Source organism: Streptomyces sp. WAC03905, from assembly GCF_057371075.1.
Window position 1 is genome coordinate 356,589 of record NZ_JBXYDZ010000002.1, and the last position, 18,334, is coordinate 374,922.

Genomic DNA, 18,334 nt, shown 5'->3' on the forward strand with positions numbered 1-18,334 from the left:
TGAGGGGGCTGTCGCTGTGGTCACCGTTCCTCCGCCGGGTGTGCGGGGGTTGACGTAAGGCCAACCCCTCTCGCCCTCCTGATTCCGGCCGACCGTGCTCACCCTGGATGTGGTCGGCTGCGGCGGACTCACCGCCGCCCGCCGGATCCTGGCCCGCACCACCACCCCCGTCTTCCTGCACGGCCGTTCCCTGATACCCGGCCTCCACCTGGCTGCCGCTCGGCCCGACCGGGTCCTGGCCGTCGAATACCGGCAGCAGTGGGAGCCCGGCCGCCAGAACCTCTACGCCTACCCCGTCCGACCACGGACACCTCACCCTGCCCACCACCTCAGGCCTGGGCGCCGCTCCGAGGAGCGCACCATGCTGAACTCACCCCGCGCCCTGCCCGTACAGGGCCGCACCGTTCCCGCCGCCACCGGCCCGCTGCTCGTCCTGGACGCACGCCTCGAAGGACACGACACCTTCCTCATCGGCACCCTCACCCTGCACGGACACGACATCCCGGTCCGGGTCACCACCCTGGACGACAGCACCACCCTCCAGCCCACCCAGCCGCTCCCCGACAACCTCCCCGAGCAGTGGTGGGCCGCGCTCCACCTGCGCCACAGCCAGCGCGCCCGCGACATCCCCGACGACCTCCGCGCCGCGGCCACCACGGTCGGCCGCGACCTCGATGCCCTGGACGACGCCGAACTGCGCTACGCCCTGACCTTCCTCGGCGAAGCCACCACCGACGCCATCCGCACCGAGCGCCTGGCCGCGATCGTCACCGGCCTGCCCACCCTCGCTCGGGCTCCTCGATCCGAGGCGAACAACCCTCCCGCCGCGGAAACAAGCAGCTCAAACGGGCCTTCTTCCTGTCCGCGTTCGCGGCTCTGGCCGACCCGACGTCCCGGGCCTACTACGACAAGAAGATCAGCCAGGGCAAGCACCACACCCAAGCCCTCCTCTGCCTCGCGAGACGACGGGCCGACGTGCTCTTCGCGATGCTCCGCGACGGCACCTTCTACGAACCCCAACCCGCCCCCACGGGTTGACGAAACCCATAGGGGCACCCCCCGCACTGACCGCACGTCCAGACGTTCTTCTTCACCACAGTTCCAGGGTCCTTCGCTGAACTGGACACGCACCTGTGAGGCAGCCCCCGCCGTTTGAGGTATTCGCCCTGATCGATAGGGGGCGAGCGGGATCCCCGGGGGTGGTAGGGATCCCGCCCTTTTGGCCCTGGCCGCCGGATGCTGTCCACCGGTGACGGGGCCGGTCCGGTGTCCTTCACTGTCGGGTGGAAGGAAACCGGAGTATGAGGGGAGAGGTCAGGTGGTGAGTCTGGCCCAGTGGGTGGTGTTGCCGTGGGGGTGGGTGCGGGTGCCGTGGGTGTGGGCGAGGGCGTGGATGATGTGCAGGCCGCGGCCGTGTTCGTCGGGGATGCAGGAGGTGGTCCAGGGGCCGTGGTGGGGTGCGGGGCCGCCGTCGCTGACTCCGATCCACAGCCGGCTGCCGGTGTGCTCGCGGTGCAGGTGCAGGGCGAGCGGGGGCCGGGCGTGTTCGACGGCGTTGGTGACCAGTTCGGAGACCACCAACATCACGGCGTCGGCTCTTTCGCCGGTGATGTGCCAGCCTTTCAGCACCCGGTGGGTGGCGCGGCGGGCTGTAGCGACGGCCTGGGGGCGGTGGTCCAGGTTCTGGCTGACCTCGTTGGGGAGCGGGCAGGAAGCCGCCGCCGCAGGACTGTCATCCTTGCTGGCCGTGGGGCTGGGCTGCGGCAGCGGGCCGCCGGCCGGGCCCACGCAGGGGGTGGTGGCATACATGACGATCACTTCCGGTAGGAATATCCGTCTGCCAGGAAGCCCGGCCCGGTCCGGGACGGCGTTCCTTCTCATCCACCACACTCCCTCCTCCCTCGCGCCGGATCCTGAGCAGCCTGTGCCCAAGACCAGCCTTCCGGCGTTTCACCACCCGGAGGAACCAGGACATTTTTACTGGTGTCCGCCCCGTTGGACGGCTGTTTCTCCTGGCCGGGAGTGCACAGTGAGTCCTGCGCTTCAAAGACTCCCCCCTCCTTGAAGTGGCGGCAAAGCCCCTTGGCGGTGGTCACAGTCTGCTCGGGGGCATCTCAATAACCGATGTCAAGCGCCCTGTGACGTCGAGGAGAGTGCGGTGGAGCGACTGCACCCTGGGAGCCAGGTGCAGCGGTCGTTGCGTGTGAAGTTTGAGGGTGACTGAAGGCGGGCGGGGTGCGTAATGTCATCCTGCGTACCAAGTGGCTACCTGGCCATGCGCAGATTAGACCAGGTCAATTAGTTGGATGAGTTATGAATCTTCTTTCCTTTTCCTCCGCTCACGCTGCCACGGTGGCTGACTGGCCAGTTTCCGTCGATGAAGTCGCCATGTGGTGCGGGCGGCAGGAGTTCCCCGTGCCTCCCCAGACCGTCACCGACTGGCAGAAGGGTGAAGACGTACAGGGGTACGTCTTCGTCGAAGACGGCAAAACCATCGGCTACGGAGAGTTATGGCTTGACTCCGAAGAGGAGGAGGTTGAACTCGCTCGCATCATCGTGGCGCCCGACGCTCGCGGAAAGGGGACCGGTCGCGTGCTGGTACGAGGACTTCTCGCGCATGCGCTCGAGACCGGCTACTCCGACGTCTTCATGCGCGTCCACCCCGACAACGAAGCAGCGCTGCGATGCTATCGGGGAGCCGGTTTCGTGCCAGTTGATGCTGAACTCGCCGACAGCTGGAATACAGCCCAGCCGGTCAACTACACCTGGCTCCAGCACGATGCCGAGAGAGCAGGTGCTTGAGACCGCATCCCGCTGCATGATTAGGGTCGTAGCAGGATCGATCTCACTCGGGTGCCGGCGGGGTGAATGTGAAGGGTCTCTTGTCCCGCAGCATTGCCCATAGGACATCTACTCGGCGGCGGGCCAGGGACATGATGGCCTGGGTGTGGATCAGCCCCTCGGCCCGCTTCTTCCGGTAGTAGTCCTGCGAGGGGCCCGGCAGTCTCATCGCCACAAGCGACGACATGTAGAACACGTGGCGTAGGCGGCGGCTGTAGTGCTTGGGACGGTGCATATTTCCGGTCTTGCGGTCGGAGTCCTGGGGCACTGGTGCGAGTCCGGCATGGGCGGCGAGGTGGCCGGCGTCCTTGTGCATGGACAAGTCGCCCACGATGGCGAGGAGCTCGGCTCCGAGAACCGGACCCATGCCGGGCATAGACTCGATGATCGCGGCCCGCTCGTCAGTGCGGAACAGCGCTGCGATCGCCTTCTCGTTGACCTTGATGCGTTCATCGAGGACAAGGATCCGGTGCGCGAGGTCCGGGCCTTGACCTCTGATCCTGGACACACGAGACAGTGGATCCTGAGGATCTGAAGGACGGACATCTCGTGGTCATGAAGAACTGTCCGCCGCAGTTCAGGGCGGACGCGGTCGCGCTGTACCAGTCACGGCCCGGAGCGACGATCAAGCAGATCGCCGCCGATCTGGGAATCAACCCCGAAACCCTGCGCAACTGGATCCGAGCCGCTGGCGCGAGGCGGCCCCGCGGACACCAAGCGCAGGCGCCGGCCCAGCCGGCGGTGCCGTTGGAGGCGGAGAACGCCGCTCTTCGGATGAAGATCCGCGAGCTGGAGGAGGAGCGCGAGATCCTGAGGAAGGCGGCGAAGTATTTCGCCGGGGAGACGCGCTGGTGAACCGCTTCCAGTTCGTCGCCGACTACCAGCGCCGGTACGGCGTCAAGCGGTTAAGCCGGATTCTGGGGATCGCCCGCTCCAGCTTCTACTGCTGGCGCGCGACAGCCTCCGACCGAGCCGCCCGCCAGGCGGCCGACGCCCGGCTCGCCACCCGAATACCGGTCGTGCACCAGCAATCGGACGGAACCTACGGCGTCCCCAGGATCACTGCCGAGCTCCGAGAGGACGGCGAGCCGGTCAACCACAAGCGGGTCGCCCGCATCATGCGGAGCATCGGGCTCGCAGGCCTGCGGCTTCGCCGCAGGCACCGCACCACCGTCCCCGACCAGGCCGCGGCCAACGCCCCCGACCTGCTCGGACGTGACTTCACCGCGACCGAGATGAACACGAAGTACGTCGGCGATATCACCTATCTACCGCTGGACGGTGGGAAGTTCCTCTATCTGGCGGCCGTGATCGACCTCGCCTCACGTCGCCTGGCCGGCTGGGCGATCGCCGGTCACATGCGCACGGAACTCGTCACCGACGCCCTGGCCGCGGCCCGGCGGACCCGCGGCAGCCTGACCGGTGCGATCATGCACACCGATCACGGCTCGCAGTACAAGAGCCGGGCATCCGCCGAAGCCTGCACGTCAGCAGGAGTGATCCAGAGCATGGGCGCGATCGGGTCCAGCGCGGACAACGCGCTGGCGGAGTCTTTCAACACGACCTTCAAACGCGAAACGCTCCAAGACAGGAAGGCATGGTCCAGCGAGCGCGAGGCCCGCCTCGACGCCTTCCGATGGCTCCACCGCTACAACACCCGACGCCGACACTCCCGCCTCGGACAACGCAGCCCGATCGCCTACGAGACGGCAGTCACAACAACATCACCTACGCTGGCCCAAGCCGCATAGCCCGTGTCCAGGACTCGGGGTCAAGGCCCGACCCGCCATGATGCAGCGGCTGTGGAAAGGCCAGACCGCCTGGCACGGCTTACAGAACCCCGACCCGGTTCGAGACCCAGCGCGAGGCCAGATGGCCCTACACCTGGCTGCCACCCTCGTGCAGTGGTTCACCGCCGGCCTGGTCCAGCGCACACCGTAATCCGCGATTCTGCAGCGGCGCCGGGCCGAGCCGGGCTGCCGCCATCGTCTCGCCCGCGCCGAAGGGCCCTGCCCTGACCAAGCCCTCGATGGAAGACAGGTGTCATGATCGACCTGGCAGCCGCCCTCTCCCGGCAACAGATCCTGCCTGACGACGACGGCCCAGCAGTACCTCAGGGAGGGCCAGTGGCCCGTCTGGCAGTTCACCGTCGACATCCTGGATCGGTATGACCTCGATGCCGAGGAACTCGTCCGCTCCCTGCCCCGCGTCGGCTACACCGGGCACGTGGGCCCCTCCTACGGCCTGACGACACACATCAGCTTCCACATCTCCGACGACGACCGCCCCGCCCTCACGATCGCTGCCGCTCTCCACGTGCTCGAGCTCCAGCCATACGTGGCACCTCCTTCCTCCGTGTCCGGCGTCATCAGCCAGCCCGCTACGGCCTGCCCCAGGGACCGCCACCCGGCCGACCGCAGCCTGACGCCCATATCCCCGCCAATATGACAACGCCCATTAGGGTTACCCTTAGTAGATGACGATTGAAACGATCATTGCGGAAGCTGACGCTTCTCTGGCGAGCGCGGGAGAGCAGCCTTGGCAGATGCGGCGCTTCATGAGCGTGTTTGAACAGCTGGGTGAGGCGGTCCTCGCAGGCGAGACAGATTGGGCCGCCGCGCGGCCCTGGGCATTACGTGCATCTGAACAGCTTTTGGCTGTAGAAGCCAGGCTCGACGAGTGGGAAGGCTGGCTCTGGGAACTTTGCGACGGTGGAGAAGAAGAGGTTGAGCGGGCGCTGATCATGCGATCGCAGCTAGCGGTGGCGGCCGTACTATTCAGCGGAACATTGGCAGGAGACCGATTCGCCGCGACCTGTGTTATCGCCTCGGATGAGGACCAGCTAGATGAACGGTTGCGCTCAAGGGCAGAAGCTCTGGGCGCGGACGCTCCTGACTGGATACCGCAGTCGCACCGATGGTGGAGATGGACTGATTTCCGGCTTGAACGACCGTTGAATGCGGAAGTGACCACCGAGTCGGGCCCGCCGACCTCATTACCGGATGGTCCTTTCCCGCTGACACGGCATCGTTGGTTGGATCTCGTCCAGTTGTTCAAGGAGGGCGAAGCGAACGACAACTGCTGGTGTTCGTACTGGCGCACATTGAGTCCGACAGATCGACATCGGGGACGGGATAACGGCGAAAACCGGAAGGTGTTGGGCCGGGCGGTTGCCGACGGCACGGTACCTGGCCTGCTGCTGTACGAACATGGCCAGCCGATCGGCTGGTGCTCAGTGGCCCCGCGGGAACATTTTCCCTTCTTAGAAAAAATGTGCGATCGTTCACTGCCACGGTTTGACGGTGACCGAATCTGGTCGGTGAACTGCTTTTATGTACCACGGGAACGCCATGGTGAAGGCATCACCATCCGGCTTCTGGAAGCGGCCGCTTGCTACGCTGGCGAGCAAGGCGCCGATGTGATCGAGGGCTACCCTCTCGCCTCTGGTACACGTGCCACCTACAGAGCAGCGCATGTGGGCTGGGTATCGGCATTCCTTGCCGCTGGCTACACCGAAGCCGGACATGGCGATACAGGCCGCGTCGTCATGCGCCGCCTGGTGGCAGGCCTAAATAGTAGGAGCGTCCGCCCGTGAGCCTCTTTCATCCTGAATAGCTGCAGGTACTACAGCCGTGAGTCGCGGTCCAGATCTTCAAGGCTCAGCCACACTCGACAGAACGCCGCCAGTGGCCACACGTCCGTCAGACTTCATGACCGGGAAGGTCGACACCAAGCGCTACCCGATCGCCGTGAACACCGACGAGCCGGTGTACGCGACTGACCACGCCGACCCCCGCTCGTCCGTCCCGGCCGGGCTCAAGCTCGCCCCCGAGGGCGAGATCGGCGCCCTCGGCCAGTTCCGCCCCAAGACCACCATGACCACGAAGGAGTGGGAGGAGACCCGTGGCTCTCATTTGGTCAGTCTTCGGAAGTAGATGAGGGTGCAGGCGATGCTGGTGAAGGCGAGGAAGTGGTCGGCTTTGCGTTCGTAGCGGCGGCGCGGCGGCAGCCGGCGAGCCAAGCCATGGTGCGTTCGATGGTCCAGCGATGGCGGCCCAGTCGCTGCGAGGACTCGATTCCTCTGCGGAAAGGAGCCGGTCGCTTTCCTCAGCCAGTCGTCGGCGACGGCTCTACCGGTGGCGGCTCCGGCGAGTAGCGGGCCCCACGGGAATTGAAATGAGCCAGGTAGTAGGTGATGCCGTCGAGCTGCAGCTCCATGGGCGGAGGATCGGTGACCAGGTGACCCCAACTGCGGTGGCCGTCCACCCGGGCCTCCATCTTCGGCGTGTTCCAGGACCGTGCCCAGCTCTCCGCCTGTTCCAGGGGCCACAGGAAGTGAGCGCCGAACTTCTTCTCCTCACCACGCTCCGCCTCTGTCAACGCACGCACCAGCGCCGGGCTGTAGACGGCACGGACCCGGAAGTTAAGCAGGAATCGGCTCTCGATCACGATTCGCATGTAGCGACGGTGGTTACCCCGATGGCGTCCAGCCACAATGACGCGTTCGCCGCCATCGCCCCAGGCCGGCGGTGCTATATACACCTTCGCCCCCGGCGCAAAGTGCCGCAGCCCCTTACGGATCTCCAGTCCACCTTCGCCATGGCTGGTCTCCTGGGCGACATTGGCCACGATACATATGCCCAGCGGATCCGGTTCAGTTGCATCGGTCATGGCTGCCATGATAGCGGCGTAGGAGCTGACCTGCGGCGATGCCTATCGTGCACGAGGTCGTTAGAGGGCGTTTTATCCCGTTGTTTGATCACAGATTGCCGGAGCGAGTGCGATTCATAGACCACGCCAAGTTGGGGTGAATTCGGCGGTGAGTCTGCGGGTCATGAGGTTGATCATTGCGAGGTTGATCATGGCTTCGGAGCGGTGTGAGTGGGCTTCGTAGTCGCGGGCGAGGCGTTGGTGGTTTATGAGCCAGCCGAGTGTTCTCTCGACGGTCCAGCGTCGTGGGAGGACTGAAAATCCCCTGGTGGCGGGGTCACGGCGAACGATGCGCATGTCGATTCCGAGGGTTGCGGCGTGGTCGACGAGGTGTTGGCGGTAGCCGCCGTCGACCCAGGTCTTGCGGACGGTGGGATGCTCGGCGGCGACTCGTTCGATGAGGGTCTGGCCGGCGATCGAGTCCTGCACGCTCGCGGCGGTCACCAGGACTCCGAGGAGGAGGCCGACGGCGTCGGTGACGATGCTCCGTTTGCGGCCCACGATCTTCTTCCCTCCATCGATGCCTTGCTCGCAGGCGGGGACGTTTGGTGGACGTCTTGATGCTCTGGGAGTCGATGACGCAGGCGGTCGGTTTTCCTCCCAGCCTTTTCCTGCCTGCGGACTTGACGTCGCAGGAGGCTGTTGAGCTGGTCGAAGACGCCTTCTTCCTGCCGGCGGGCGAAGTAGGCGTAGACGGTGTTCTAGTGGTCGTGGGGCAGGTAGCGCCATGGATGCCGGTCCGGGTCACTAGAGGCCCGCGTCCAGCAGGCTCCGCAGGTCGTGGTCCGGTGGCTGGCCGATGTCCAGGCCCCCGCCGCGGCGCTCGGACCGCCAGGCGGTGAGCACCGGCTCGACCAGCTGCCACCGGGCATCGGGCAGATCACTGGGTACGGATCGAAGATCCACCTGATCACGGAACGGTCGGGTCTGCCCATATCCGTCGGCATCTTCGGGGCAAACCTGCACGACAGACAGGCCCTGATACCGCTTGTGAAGGATATCCCCTTAATCGCTCGCGCCGTGGCCAGCGACGGCGCTTGGCACCTGTACAGGCGAGCGTGATGCTCCACGCGCCGCATCAGCGCCCACGCCATCCACCTGGCGCGACTCAATGAAGACCACAGAACATCCTGCATCGGCACAAAAGATTGAAAAAACGACCCCTTCAAAGAGCCAGACGTCACCTTAAATACCGGAGCCCGGATAACCTCTTGAGTCGTGACTACCTACAGGTGCGCTTCAAGGGCTCTTTACTCTCTATGGGGCCAAGCCAACTATCCGAAATGGAGCGTAGAGATGAATGCATTACTCCAGAAACTCGTAGTCGCCGCAGCTGCTTTAACTTTAGCAAGCGGCGCTTCTACAACTTCCTCCCAGGAAACACTCGCGTTAGTGCGGGACCAGCCCCCGACTTGCGGTACGCCGACAACGCCTATGTGCATATAGATAGAGCGTTCCAGCGAGTGATATCGGGCCCCAAGGCTTGTCCCGTATAAGATGTCGTTTCTTTTGGTGTGATTGTTCGTTGAACCGTGCATGACGGACTTGGTTGAGCGGCTCGTGCCGGACGAGTTGTGGGCACTGTTGCGGCGGGTGGTCCCGCCGTCGGAGGCTATACGTCCGCAGGGTGGCGGTCGGCGTCGAGCAGGTGACCGCGAAGCCTTGGCCGGGATCATCTTCGTGGCGACTTCAGGCTGCACCTGGCGGCAGCTCCCGCCGGTGTTCGGCCCCAGTTGGCAGACGGTCCACCGACGTTTTGCACAGTGGAGCCGGGCTCGGGTATAGGCCCGGCTCCATCGCGTCACCCTTGATGAACTCGGGGCACGTGGGGAACTGGACTGATCGCGGTGTGCGATCGACTCCGTCAGCATGCGGGCCGCAAAAGGGGGCCTCTGACGGGACCGAATCCGACCGACCGTGGCAAGCCCGGATCGAAAGTTCACTTGATCACCGACCGGAACGGACTGCCGCTCTCGCTGGGTATCTCGGGTGCGAACATGCACGACAGCCTCGGTCTAGAACCGCTCGTGCGGGGCATCCCGCCGATCCGGTCCCGGCGTGGCCCTCGCCGACGGCGCCCCGGCAAGCTATGCCGACAAGGGCTGCGACTACGACCACCTGCGGCGATGGCTTCGTAGACGCGGCGTCCGCCACCGCATCGCCCGTCGCGGCACCGAATCCTCACAAACGTCTCGGCAGTCATCGCTGGGTCGTTGAGCGGACCGTGTCCTGGCTGGGCGGCTGTCGTCGGCTTCACCGCCGCTACGAACGCAAGACGGAACACTTCCTCGCCTTCGTCGGCAAAGCTGCAGCCCTGATCTGCCACTGACGACTCAGCGAGACGGCAGTGCCTCATCGGCCGAGGTAGGGCACAACGTTGTCCGGCTCCAACAAGGGGTCGGCCCAGGCTGCGTGTGTAAAGACGGGACGCTGCAACATCCGGCCGCCCGCGTCATCGACCAGCGTCGTCCTCACCCGGGGAGTGAGACGGATCCGATAACGCAGACCCTCCACCTCGACGACGCCGCAGTCACCCGCGCCGGCGTCCAATACTGCGTCTGGGACGACACTCGCTGTCCACCCGGCCTTGGTAGCGAGATACATCCACACCTCAAGAGCGCGCTCCCGAGGTGCAGAGTTGCCCACCCGGGCGATGATCTGCGCCGGATGGGCTCTGTCGTCAATGGTCATGTCGCCCCTCCACGGCTTAAGGGTAGCCGGCGAGAGCGCAGAACTGCGGATTGGCTGGTAGCTGCCCCTCTCGCTGGACCAAGTTCCGTGGGCGTCTCGGGTATTTCTTGCTGGCTAGTGCTGTGGCCGGAAAGGTTCACCGGCTGCCATGTTTGACGACGATCTTGGCTGGCAGGACACTTCCGCGTATGGGATGGAATACTTCCGCGTTATTTGTCCGTGACCGATCGAGTGAGGATGTTCTCGGTTTCCTGCCGGATGTCTTCGAGTACCGGCGGACCGGGGAAGAGCTTGCAGCCGAGTCTGCATGGGCTGGTTCGCCGGGCCGGCGCCTCTACCTCTCGGACGAGGGTGGCTGGTGCCATTTGTGGGACCCCGACCAGCGGTTCCCGCCGCGAGTGGGGTTACGCATCGACAGGGATGGTCCGGGAACGCTCAGGGGTACGCAGGCGCTGGCGGTCCTGTTCTCGAGCATCTCGAGCACCTACGCTCTGTGGCTTTATGACGATGGGACCCTGGTCCGTCACGTCTCCTTCAGGGATGGTGAGCCCGCGCCGGTCTTCGGTGCCGTCGTCGGCGACCCGTTGCCGGCCGAGGTACGGGCCAAGATCCCCTCTTGGGGCCCGGACGAGGATTATCTGTGGAACGTGATCAAGGCAGTGACCGGGCTGGACAACGATCTTGACCAGCTCTTCACCGTGTATGACGTGGCCCCCTGATGTCCAGGGTACGGACCGGCGGTGCGGCTGCGCGGCCCGCGGCCAGCGGCCCGCGGCCAGCGGCCCGCGGCCAGCGGCCCGCGGCCAGCGGCGGCAAGCGGGCGTCCGCCCCAGCGCAGGCCTTTTTCGCTGCGGATGCGGGCGCGCTCGCGGCGCTGGGCGGCAAGGACGTCGGGGTGGCGGGGGTTGGCGTTGCGCCAGCGCAGGTAAGCGTGCAGGGCGCGGGTCTGGACCGTGTGGTTCGGGTGGCGGGAGTTGGCCAGGCTGAACTGCCGCAGCGGTCCGAAGTGCGCCTCGATCGGGTTGGCCCAGGACGCGTTGGTCGGGGTGAAGCACAGCTCGACTTTGTTCTTCAGCGCCCACCGCCGGTTATTGGCCCCCCTTGTGGGCGGAGAGGTTGTCCAGGATCACATAGACCGGGGCGCCATCGGGGCAGGCGGCCCGGACCGACCTCAGTGCGGCAAGCGTGTTGGCGGCGCCCTTGCGGCGCCGGTTCACTCCCCACAGGGTGTCGTCGCCGACCGAGTAGCAGCCGTGGAAGTACGTCACTCCGTGGGTGCGGTGGTAGGTCGCCGGGATCCGGTCAGGCCGTCCCTGCTCCGCCCAGCAGGACCCGCCGGCGGGGCGGATGCCCAGCGGTCCGAACTCGTCGAACGCGAACGTCCGGTCCGGGAAGTGCTCCAGGACGTGCTCGATCCGCTCCAGCTTGGCGTCGTACTCGGGATCGGTGGACTCCTTCCACGTCTTGGTCCGCTGGAAGGTGACGCCGCGCCGGGCGAGCAGGCAGCGCAGGGCCTCGCGGCCGAGGCGGATCACCCGGCCGGGGGCCCGGAGCAGGTAGGGGAGCAGTTTGCGTATCGACCAGCGGGTGAAAGGCTGGCCCAGCTTGGTGGGTCGGGTGGTGGCCGTCTGGACGACGAAGTCCTCGTCGTCAGGACCGAGCAGGCGGGGACGGCCTCCCGCCCACCGAGAGTCCAGGCAGGCCAGCCCGGTCTCATTGAACCGGTGGATCGTATCCCGCACCGTGTCCTCGTCCGCCTGCACCAGCCGGGCAATCACCGGAACCCAGTTGCCGCCGGCCGAGGCCAGAGGCAGCATCGCCCGCCGGCAGCGCACCGAGTTGGTACTGCCCCGCCGCACGATCCGCTGTAACTGCTGCCCCTCCTGATCAGTCAGTCTTCGCACTCGGACCGGCTCCGACACCAACGCCTCCCCAGACCGACTCGGACATCCACCCATCCAACCGGCACTGGACCCCGCACCGCCAACCCGGCGAACCTTCCCGGTCACAGCACTAGGGCGCGTATTGGGTCGTGATCAAAGGTCGGTCCGGGTGAGGTCTTTGATCCAGATCATGGCGGCACGGAGGTGGAGGCCTGCGAGGTAGCTGCGGGGTTCTTGTCGTAGCGTGTGGCGATGCCTCGCCAGGCCTTCAGCTTGTTGATCAGGCGCTCGACGGTGTTGCGTTCCTTGTAGAGGTCGGTGTCGTGGGTGACTGGCCGGCCGCCCCTGCGGCCTTTGTTCTTCCGGTTGGCGGCCTGGTCCTTCTTCTCCGGGATGACTGCCTTGATCCCGCGTTTGCGCAGGTAGGAGCGGTTGTCGCGGGACGAGTAGGCCTTGTCCCCGGCGACCGCGCCGGGCCGGGTGCGCGGACGTCCGGCGGGCCCGCGGACCCGCACCTTCTTGAGCACGGGGATGAACTGGGGGCTGTCCGCGGCCTGCCCCGCGGTCAGGTCAGGGCCAGAGGCCGGCAGCGGCGGTCGGCAGCCAGGTGGATTTTGCTGGTCTGCCCGCCTCGCGATCGCCCGAGCAGAGCTGCTTTCAGACGGAGCTTGCGCCGTCGCCGGACGCGCCGTCGCTCGGCCCGGCCGGGATCCCCGGCGTTGCCGTGTCCGTCTTGTTCCGCCGTGTCGCCCCTTTTTTTGCCGGGCCGCCTCCGCCTCGAGGGCGGCCTTCTCCAGAGCGTCCAGAACCTCCTTCTCTAAGCGCATCCCGGCCGCGTCGTGATGGGCGCGGACCGTCGTGGAGTCCACGCTGACCAGCGACATGTCAGCCCTGCCCCGCCCAGCCGCCTCGGCGATCACGCCTTCCAGCAGTCCCTCAAAGACCCCGCCGTCCCGCCACTGCCTGAACCTGTTGTGCACCGTGGACCAGGCACCGAACCGCTCCGCCATCTCCCGCCACTGCGCTCCCGAACGAAACTTCCAGATCACGCCCTCGAACTGCTCCCGCAGCCGCTCGGGATACGGGCCGTACTCACCAATCGGCAGATACGGCTCGATGAATCCCCACTCATCGTCCGTCAGTTGCGCACGCGTCACACGCACCGGACTACCGGATCCACCCCCGCAGCGAGGGCAGATCCGACAAACCGATCACGACCCAATACAGGCCCTAAAGGGTGTTGCAGAAGGCCGGGCTTGGGCAGGTCGGAGTGGCTTTTGACCTGTTGTTTCACCGGGCCATGGCGAGGTTGTGCATGGTGGCGACGGCCTGGACGGCGTGGTGGAGGCCGTCGCTCTTCTGGCGGCAGTCGCGAAGGATCTTCCAGTTCTTCATGCGGGCGAAGGTGTGCTCGACGCGGGCGCGGACCCGGCGGTGTTCGGCGTTGTCCTCCTCCTGGCCGCGCAGGAGGGGGCGTCCGGCTCGTCTGCGGTGCGGGACGATCAGTCCGGTGCCGAGGTAGGCGCCGTCCGCGATGACCGTCGTCCCGGCCGCGGCGGCCGGCAGGTCCGACTCCCGCCAGACGTGGGCGTCGGCCTTGTTGCCCGGTGCCGGCCGGGCGGAGGCGATGACCAGGCGTGTGTCGGCGTCGATGATGACCTGCACATTTGCCGAGAACCGGTAGTTCCTCGAGGAGGCGCCCACTTTCCGGTCGCGGACCGGGACGAGGGTGCCGTCCACGATCCACAGCCGGTCCACGTCGGCGGCGGGCCGCGGTGCGGGCTCGAGCGCCAGGAGCGGCCGCAGGCGGTGGATGACCCGGCAGACGGTGGCCGGGGAGATCCCGAAGAGTGGGGCGAGCTGCCTCATCGTGAGGTTGGTGCGGTAGTACACGGCGACTAAGAGGACCCGGTCCGCCAGCGGCAGGCACCACGGACGGCCCCCACCGGGACCGTTCCCGCCCCGCTCCTTCACCACTTTCACCAGCTTCGCGAACCGGTCCATCCGCAAGCCCGTGAACGTCTCCACTCACACCGGCTCAGCCCGCAACACCCCACCCATACAGGAGAAATGCCCAAGACCACGCCTTCTGCAACACCCTTTAGGGCCGCGCGGGCCTGGCCGGCCCTTGCCGGGCACCCTTAACGGCTCCCAAACCGGCAGGTGGGTGCAGCGGTGCGCTTCATCCCGGGGAGTATAGAGGGTCTGGAGTGCAGCCGAGGACGAGAGGCCGACCTGGTAGTGGGGCAGGAGGTTATGAGGCCGGGGCCGTCAGGCGCGACGAGGGTGCACCAGTCGCGGCCCGCAGCACCCGGTAGGTTTTTCCAGCGATCCGGCCATCCGGAATGTGTCCAGGGTGGCAGGTGGTGGGTGTTATGCGGCGTCGAGGGTGGCCCAGTAGTCGATGAGGCCATCGGCGTCGCAGCCGGTGCCGACTTGGTCGGCGAGAGTAGTGATGATGTTCCCGCCCCGTCCGTGCTCGCCCTCGGGACGCTTGGCGGGCCAGCCGACCGCGGCGGTGGCGGGCTGGGGGCCGCCGTCACTGACGTGCACCCGCACCTGCATGAACTCGTCCGCGGCGGCGTGCAGCTGGAGGATGACGGGGGGCAGGGCGTAGACGATTGCGTTGGTGACCAGTTCGGAGATGATCAGCAGCGCGTCGTAGACCTGCTCCTCGTCCAATCCCCAGGATTCCAGCATGGGCTGGGCGGCGTGGCGGGCGGTGGCCGGGGCCAGCGGGCTGTGCTCGAGCGGCAGGCCGAAAACATACTCACCCGTCTCGGCGGCCCGCGGCAGGGTCTGCGGGTTAGTGGAGGAGATGGTGGTGGTCGTCATCAGGATCACTGCCTATCCAGTGGGGCCGGGAGCCTTGCGTCCTCGTCTGCTGTTTCCATCACACGCCTCTGCAGCACAAAAACCCCGAGTAAGCAATACCCAAAGGGGAAGAAATCGGGCACCGGGTTTACGGGGTGGGCATATGTCGGGCTGCGAGCGCAGGCGGGGTGCGCCGCGCACGCTGGCAGTTCAGCGAAACGGGATGCTCTACATCTGGGGCAGGAGTCGGAGGCACAGCCGTTAACGGCTGTTTGCTTATCGTGCCGCCGAGTCCGCGGAAGTCCGCTCGGGCGTCAGCCAGGAGGCGGTGCACCGCGGCGTAGAACCAGTCGGTTCGCCAGTGCCCGGATGGTGTCGCCGGCCCGTTCGTCAGGCGGTCGACGACCTTGCGGACCATTTTCATCAAGACTGTCGAAATAGATCGAGTAGTCGGGCGGCAGGCCGGTTGCCGACCCCACCACCGCGTCGGAGGAGTGCGGCGTGTGGGAGAGGACGGTCCGGCGGTGTTCAGGGTCTTCGCGACAGCCAGGGCGAGCTGGGTGTTGAGTTTCCGAACGGCGGAGGCTTGCCGGAGCAGGCGCCCGTTCCGCTCGGGCCTGGCAGCTGGACGGTCCGCGCCGTCCACGCTTCACCGATCGAGGACACCTCGGTTGTGGTGATCCAACTTCTGCCTCGACCGTTGAACTGACCGGGATAGGCCCTCGGTGGGGAGGGACCAGGACTTTTCCTCGTCCAGTCGGCTGAGGAGACCCTCGAAGATCTGCTCGCGAGCAACCTGCCCCTTGGCCGGCGCGTCGTCTCGCTGGCATTCGAGCGCGGGGCCCAATTCGAAACAGAATTCCGGACTCAGGTCGTTACCATGGGACTGTTTGTTGGCAGGTGGGGCAGGTGCCGGTCCAGGTGGTGATGAGGTGTTGGAGGAGGTCCGGAGCCTGGTAGAGGGGCAGGCCCTGGCAGGGGGTGATGGCGCTCTTTGAACCTCCCCAGGTGCTGCTCTTCGGGTGGCCAAACCTGCTCAGGTGATCTCCCCACCCTTTGCGTGATCCTTCTCGGCGTGTCGAACTGGTGTCGGCGTGTCGTGGAGAGCCTGCGTGAGCACAAGTTCGGCCTGTTCGAGGGGCCTGAATGCTCACCTGGGAGGAAGACGTGGATGCTCACGCGCTACGTCGTCAGGGCTGGTCGGTCTCGGCGATCGCCCGGCATCTGGGGCACGACCGCAAAACGATCCGCGCCTATCTGAACGGCGAGCGAGTTCCTGGATACCGCCGCCAGTCGCCGGACGCGTTCATGCCCTTCCTGGAGTACTGCCGCCAACGACTGAGCGATGACCCTCACTTGTGGGCCTCAACGCTCTTCGATGAAGTGGTGGAACTCGGCTACGCAGGCGGCTACTCCACCTTCACCCGGGCCCTGCGGCGATACCAAGCGCGGCCGCACTGCGAACCGTGCCAAGCCTCCAACGGCCGCGACGTGGCGATCATCGAGCACCCTGCGGGCGAGGAGATCCAGTTCGACTGGGTCGAGCTCCCGGACCCGCCCGCGGAGTGGGGCGTCGGTGCCAACGCGCACCTCCTGGTCGGTGCCCTGGCGCACTCGGGCCGGTGGCGGGCCGTGCTCGCGGAGGCGGAGACCTTTCCGCACCTGGTCCAGGCGATCGACGCGGTGCTGCGGCGGCTGGGCGGAACCGCCCGGAGGTGGCGGTTCGACCGGATGGCCACCGTCTGCCACCCGCCGACCGGACGGATCCTGCCGACCTTCGCCGCCGTTGCGAAGTACTACGGAGCCGGCGTCGACATCTGCCCACCGCGACGAGGCAACCGCAAAGGTGTCGTAGAGAAGGCCAACCACTCCGCGGCCCAACGCTGGTGGCGGACCGTCCCGGACGGCATCAGCATCGAGGCAGGCCAGAGTGGCATCGACAAACTGGCCGTGCAGATGGACCTGCGCAAACGCAAGCTCGACGGAGCCGCGACTACCGTCGCCGCGCTCGCTGAAGCCGAGCCGCTGCTGGAGCTGCCGACCCGCCCGTTCCCCGCTGAGCTGGAGCAGACTCGCGTCGTCAGCCCTCAAGGGCTGGTCTCCTTCGCCGGCAACCACTACTCCGTCCCGCCCGGGCTGACCGGCGCCCACGTCACAGTCCGGATCCGTCTCGGCGAGGACGACCTGCACGTGGCCACCGCCGGCCGCGCGGTCATCGCCCACCACCGCCGGGCACCGGACGGCGCCGGGCAGACCATCCGCGACGCCGGACACGTCATCGCCCTCGAACGAGCCGTACTCGCCTCGTTCTCCGACAAAGCGCCCTGCCGCACCAAGGTCCGGCGGCCTCCATCGGCCGCGGCCCAGGCAGAAGCCGAAAAGCTTCGCGGCCGACCTGAATCAGACGTCGCGAACCGGGTCGTGATCGACCTGGCCCACTACGCCGCCGTCGCCGACCGGCTCCGGCAGGCCCCCACCCACGAAGACCAGGAGTGCGAGAGTGAGTGACACCATGCCGATGAGCGAGGCCCGCCGCTACCAGCAGCTGCGAGGACACCTGTCCTATCTGAAACTCAACGATGCCGCCGAAGCCCTTCCCCGCGTCCTGGACCAGGCCCGCGCCGAGCGGATGACCCTCACCACTGCCCTGGAGAAGCTCCTCGAGATCGAAGTCGAGGCGACTGAAGCACGCAAACTCTCCTCCCGGCTGAGGTTCGCCTGTCTGCCAGAACCATGGACTCTCAACGACTTCGACTTCGCCGCCCAGCCTGGCGTCGACGAGAAGCTCATCCGTGACCTGGCCACGCTGCGGTTCCTCGACAACGCCTCCAACGTCCTGTTGGTCGGCCCGCCCGGCGTCGGCAAGACGATGCTCGCCGTCGCACTCGCCCGCTCCGCGGTCGATGCCGGCCACCGCGTCTACTTCACCACCGCGGCCGAACTCGCGGCCAAGTGCCACAAGGCCGCGCTCGAAGGCCGCTGGTCGAGCATCATGCGGTTCTTCGCGGGCCCCCGCCTGCTCGTGATCGACGAACTCGGCTACCTCCCACTGCCGGGCGACGGGGCTTCGGCCCTCTTCCAGGTGATCAACCAGAGGTATCTGAAGTCGAGCACGATCCTCACGACCAATGTCGGTATTGCAGATTGGGCCGGCGCTTTCGGCGACGCGACCGTTGCCGCCGCGATGCTCGACCGGCTCCTGCACCGTGCAGCCGTGGTCGGCATCGACGGACCGTCCTACCGTCTCCGCTCGCACCAGTCCCACTCCGACAACCTCCGCAAAGGGGTGACCGGACGTGCTGGTTGAGTTCCGGGAGTGCCCTATCTGCTGGACGTCATTCCAGGTCAACCCCAGTGCGGGGGTTCGGCACACCTACTGCACCCCCCGATGCAAA

General features: G+C 66.4%; 13 protein-coding genes and 8 pseudogenes. 10 read left to right on the forward strand and 11 right to left on the reverse strand.

Annotation, left to right across the window (positions count from 1 at the left end):
* Window positions 1–370 precede the first annotated feature (370 nt).
* A complete protein-coding gene (locus AC2RP6_RS02510) occupies window positions 371–496 on the reverse strand; it encodes a hypothetical protein (RefSeq protein WP_486444562.1) in 126 nt (41 codons plus the stop codon).
* 278 nt (window positions 497–774) lie between these two features.
* Here AC2RP6_RS02510 and AC2RP6_RS02515 point away from each other — a divergent pair.
* A pseudogene (locus tag AC2RP6_RS02515) lies at window positions 775–1,038 on the forward strand (transposase); the annotation flags it as partial.
* A 276-nt stretch (window positions 1,039–1,314) separates the two neighbouring features.
* On the opposite strand, the gene AC2RP6_RS02520 reads toward AC2RP6_RS02515, so the two are convergent.
* Window positions 1,315–1,809 carry an ATP-binding protein gene (locus AC2RP6_RS02520; RefSeq protein WP_486444563.1) on the reverse strand — a complete coding sequence of 165 codons (495 nt, stop codon included), beginning with the start codon at window positions 1,807–1,809 and terminating at the stop codon, window positions 1,315–1,317.
* A 504-nt stretch (window positions 1,810–2,313) separates the two neighbouring features.
* Here AC2RP6_RS02520 and AC2RP6_RS02525 point away from each other — a divergent pair.
* Entirely contained in the window at window positions 2,314–2,802 is a 489-nt protein-coding gene (locus AC2RP6_RS02525) for a GNAT family N-acetyltransferase (RefSeq protein ID WP_486444564.1), read from the forward strand.
* Between the two features lie 43 nt (window positions 2,803–2,845).
* On the opposite strand, the pseudogene AC2RP6_RS02530 reads toward AC2RP6_RS02525, so the two are convergent.
* Window positions 2,846–3,322, reverse strand: a pseudogene (locus AC2RP6_RS02530) (transposase); the annotation flags it as partial.
* A gap of 68 nt (window positions 3,323–3,390) precedes the next feature.
* On the opposite strand from AC2RP6_RS02530, the gene AC2RP6_RS02535 reads away from it, so the two are divergent.
* The 3 genes from AC2RP6_RS02535 (at window position 3,391) to AC2RP6_RS02545 (ending at window position 6,776) form a co-directional block, all read left to right on the forward strand.
* Window positions 3,391–4,592, forward strand: a protein-coding gene (locus tag AC2RP6_RS02535; RefSeq protein ID WP_486444622.1) for an IS3 family transposase whose coding sequence is annotated in 2 segments (ribosomal slippage) — window positions 3,391–3,682 and window positions 3,682–4,592 — 1,203 coding nt in all. Because the reading frame shifts where the segments join, the coding sequence is not laid out codon by codon here.
* A 725-nt stretch (window positions 4,593–5,317) separates the two neighbouring features.
* Window positions 5,318–6,436 carry a hypothetical protein gene (locus AC2RP6_RS02540; protein ID WP_486444565.1) on the forward strand — a complete coding sequence of 373 codons (1,119 nt, stop codon included), beginning with the start codon at window positions 5,318–5,320 and terminating at the stop codon, window positions 6,434–6,436.
* A gap of 115 nt (window positions 6,437–6,551) precedes the next feature.
* Window positions 6,552–6,776, forward strand: a complete 225-nt coding sequence (locus AC2RP6_RS02545; protein WP_486444566.1) for a hypothetical protein — start codon at window positions 6,552–6,554, stop codon at window positions 6,774–6,776.
* On the opposite strand, the pseudogene AC2RP6_RS02550 reads toward AC2RP6_RS02545, so the two are convergent.
* The 3 genes and pseudogenes from AC2RP6_RS02550 to AC2RP6_RS02560 form a co-directional block, all read right to left on the reverse strand.
* Window positions 6,752–6,939, reverse strand: a pseudogene (locus AC2RP6_RS02550) (transposase); the annotation flags it as partial. The gene AC2RP6_RS02545 and the pseudogene AC2RP6_RS02550 overlap by 25 nt on opposite strands.
* A gap of 9 nt (window positions 6,940–6,948) precedes the next feature.
* Window positions 6,949–7,512, reverse strand: a complete 564-nt coding sequence (locus AC2RP6_RS02555; protein WP_486444567.1) for a hypothetical protein — start codon at window positions 7,510–7,512, stop codon at window positions 6,949–6,951.
* 114 nt (window positions 7,513–7,626) lie between these two features.
* Window positions 7,627–8,457: pseudogene (locus tag AC2RP6_RS02560) on the reverse strand (IS5 family transposase).
* Between AC2RP6_RS02560 and AC2RP6_RS02565 the strand changes: the two are divergent.
* Together AC2RP6_RS02565 and AC2RP6_RS02570 are read left to right on the forward strand one after the other, a co-directional pair.
* A pseudogene (locus AC2RP6_RS02565) lies at window positions 8,437–8,588 on the forward strand (IS5/IS1182 family transposase); the annotation flags it as partial. The pseudogenes AC2RP6_RS02560 and AC2RP6_RS02565 overlap by 21 nt on opposite strands.
* Window positions 8,589–9,087: 499 nt before the next feature.
* Window positions 9,088–9,880: pseudogene (locus AC2RP6_RS02570) on the forward strand (IS5 family transposase).
* Window positions 9,881–9,903: 23 nt separating this feature from the next.
* Here the strand turns inward: AC2RP6_RS02570 and AC2RP6_RS02575 are convergent.
* The gene (locus AC2RP6_RS02575) at window positions 9,904–10,242 is read right to left on the reverse strand and encodes a hypothetical protein (RefSeq protein ID WP_486444568.1); all 339 of its coding nucleotides are present in this window, start codon (window positions 10,240–10,242) and stop codon (window positions 9,904–9,906) included.
* Window positions 10,243–10,430: 188 nt separating this feature from the next.
* Between AC2RP6_RS02575 and AC2RP6_RS02580 the strand changes: the two genes are divergently transcribed.
* Window positions 10,431–10,961 carry a hypothetical protein gene (locus AC2RP6_RS02580; protein WP_486444569.1) on the forward strand — a complete coding sequence of 177 codons (531 nt, stop codon included), beginning with the start codon at window positions 10,431–10,433 and terminating at the stop codon, window positions 10,959–10,961.
* 86 nt (window positions 10,962–11,047) lie between these two features.
* Here the strand turns inward: AC2RP6_RS02580 and AC2RP6_RS02585 are convergent.
* From AC2RP6_RS02585 to AC2RP6_RS02600, 4 genes and pseudogenes are all read right to left on the reverse strand, one after another.
* Window positions 11,048–12,164 (reverse strand): annotated as a pseudogene (locus AC2RP6_RS02585) (IS630 family transposase); the annotation flags it as partial.
* A 114-nt stretch (window positions 12,165–12,278) separates the two neighbouring features.
* Window positions 12,279–13,282 (reverse strand): annotated as a pseudogene (locus tag AC2RP6_RS02590) (IS5 family transposase).
* Between the two features lie 133 nt (window positions 13,283–13,415).
* Entirely contained in the window at window positions 13,416–14,129 is a 714-nt protein-coding gene (locus AC2RP6_RS02595) for a transposase (RefSeq protein WP_486444623.1), read from the reverse strand.
* A gap of 369 nt (window positions 14,130–14,498) precedes the next feature.
* Window positions 14,499–14,960 (reverse strand): ATP-binding protein, encoded by a 462-nt coding sequence (locus AC2RP6_RS02600; RefSeq protein ID WP_486444570.1) that lies wholly within the window; start codon window positions 14,958–14,960, stop codon window positions 14,499–14,501.
* A gap of 1,146 nt (window positions 14,961–16,106) precedes the next feature.
* On the opposite strand from AC2RP6_RS02600, the gene AC2RP6_RS02605 reads away from it, so the two are divergent.
* Both AC2RP6_RS02605 and istB read left to right on the forward strand, forming a co-directional pair.
* The gene (locus AC2RP6_RS02605) at window positions 16,107–17,447 is read left to right on the forward strand and encodes an IS21/IS408/IS1162 family transposase (protein ID WP_486444571.1); all 1,341 of its coding nucleotides are present in this window, start codon (window positions 16,107–16,109) and stop codon (window positions 17,445–17,447) included.
* Window positions 17,440–18,246 carry an IS21-like element helper ATPase IstB gene (gene istB, locus AC2RP6_RS02610; RefSeq protein WP_314250970.1) on the forward strand — a complete coding sequence of 269 codons (807 nt, stop codon included), beginning with the start codon at window positions 17,440–17,442 and terminating at the stop codon, window positions 18,244–18,246. Before AC2RP6_RS02605 ends, istB begins: the two co-directional genes overlap by 8 nt.
* Window positions 18,247–18,334: the final 88 nt, after the last annotated feature.

Excerpts from the sequence above, each read along its gene's own strand:
- AC2RP6_RS02520 (WP_486444563.1), bottom strand. The coding sequence starts at position 1,809 with ATGTATGCCACCACCCCCTGCGTGGGCCCGGCCGGCGGCCCGCTGCCG.
- AC2RP6_RS02525 (WP_486444564.1), top strand. The coding sequence starts at position 2,314 with ATGAATCTTCTTTCCTTTTCCTCCGCTCACGCTGCCACGGTGGCTGAC.
- AC2RP6_RS02540 (WP_486444565.1), top strand. The coding sequence starts at position 5,318 with ATGACGATTGAAACGATCATTGCGGAAGCTGACGCTTCTCTGGCGAGC.
- AC2RP6_RS02545 (WP_486444566.1), top strand. The coding sequence starts at position 6,552 with ATGACCGGGAAGGTCGACACCAAGCGCTACCCGATCGCCGTGAACACC.
- AC2RP6_RS02555 (WP_486444567.1), bottom strand. The coding sequence starts at position 7,512 with ATGACCGATGCAACTGAACCGGATCCGCTGGGCATATGTATCGTGGCC.
- AC2RP6_RS02575 (WP_486444568.1), bottom strand. The coding sequence starts at position 10,242 with ATGACCATTGACGACAGAGCCCATCCGGCGCAGATCATCGCCCGGGTG.
- AC2RP6_RS02580 (WP_486444569.1), top strand. The coding sequence starts at position 10,431 with ATGGGATGGAATACTTCCGCGTTATTTGTCCGTGACCGATCGAGTGAG.
- AC2RP6_RS02595 (WP_486444623.1), bottom strand. The coding sequence starts at position 14,129 with ATGGACCGGTTCGCGAAGCTGGTGAAAGTGGTGAAGGAGCGGGGCGGG.
- AC2RP6_RS02600 (WP_486444570.1), bottom strand. The coding sequence starts at position 14,960 with ATGACGACCACCACCATCTCCTCCACTAACCCGCAGACCCTGCCGCGG.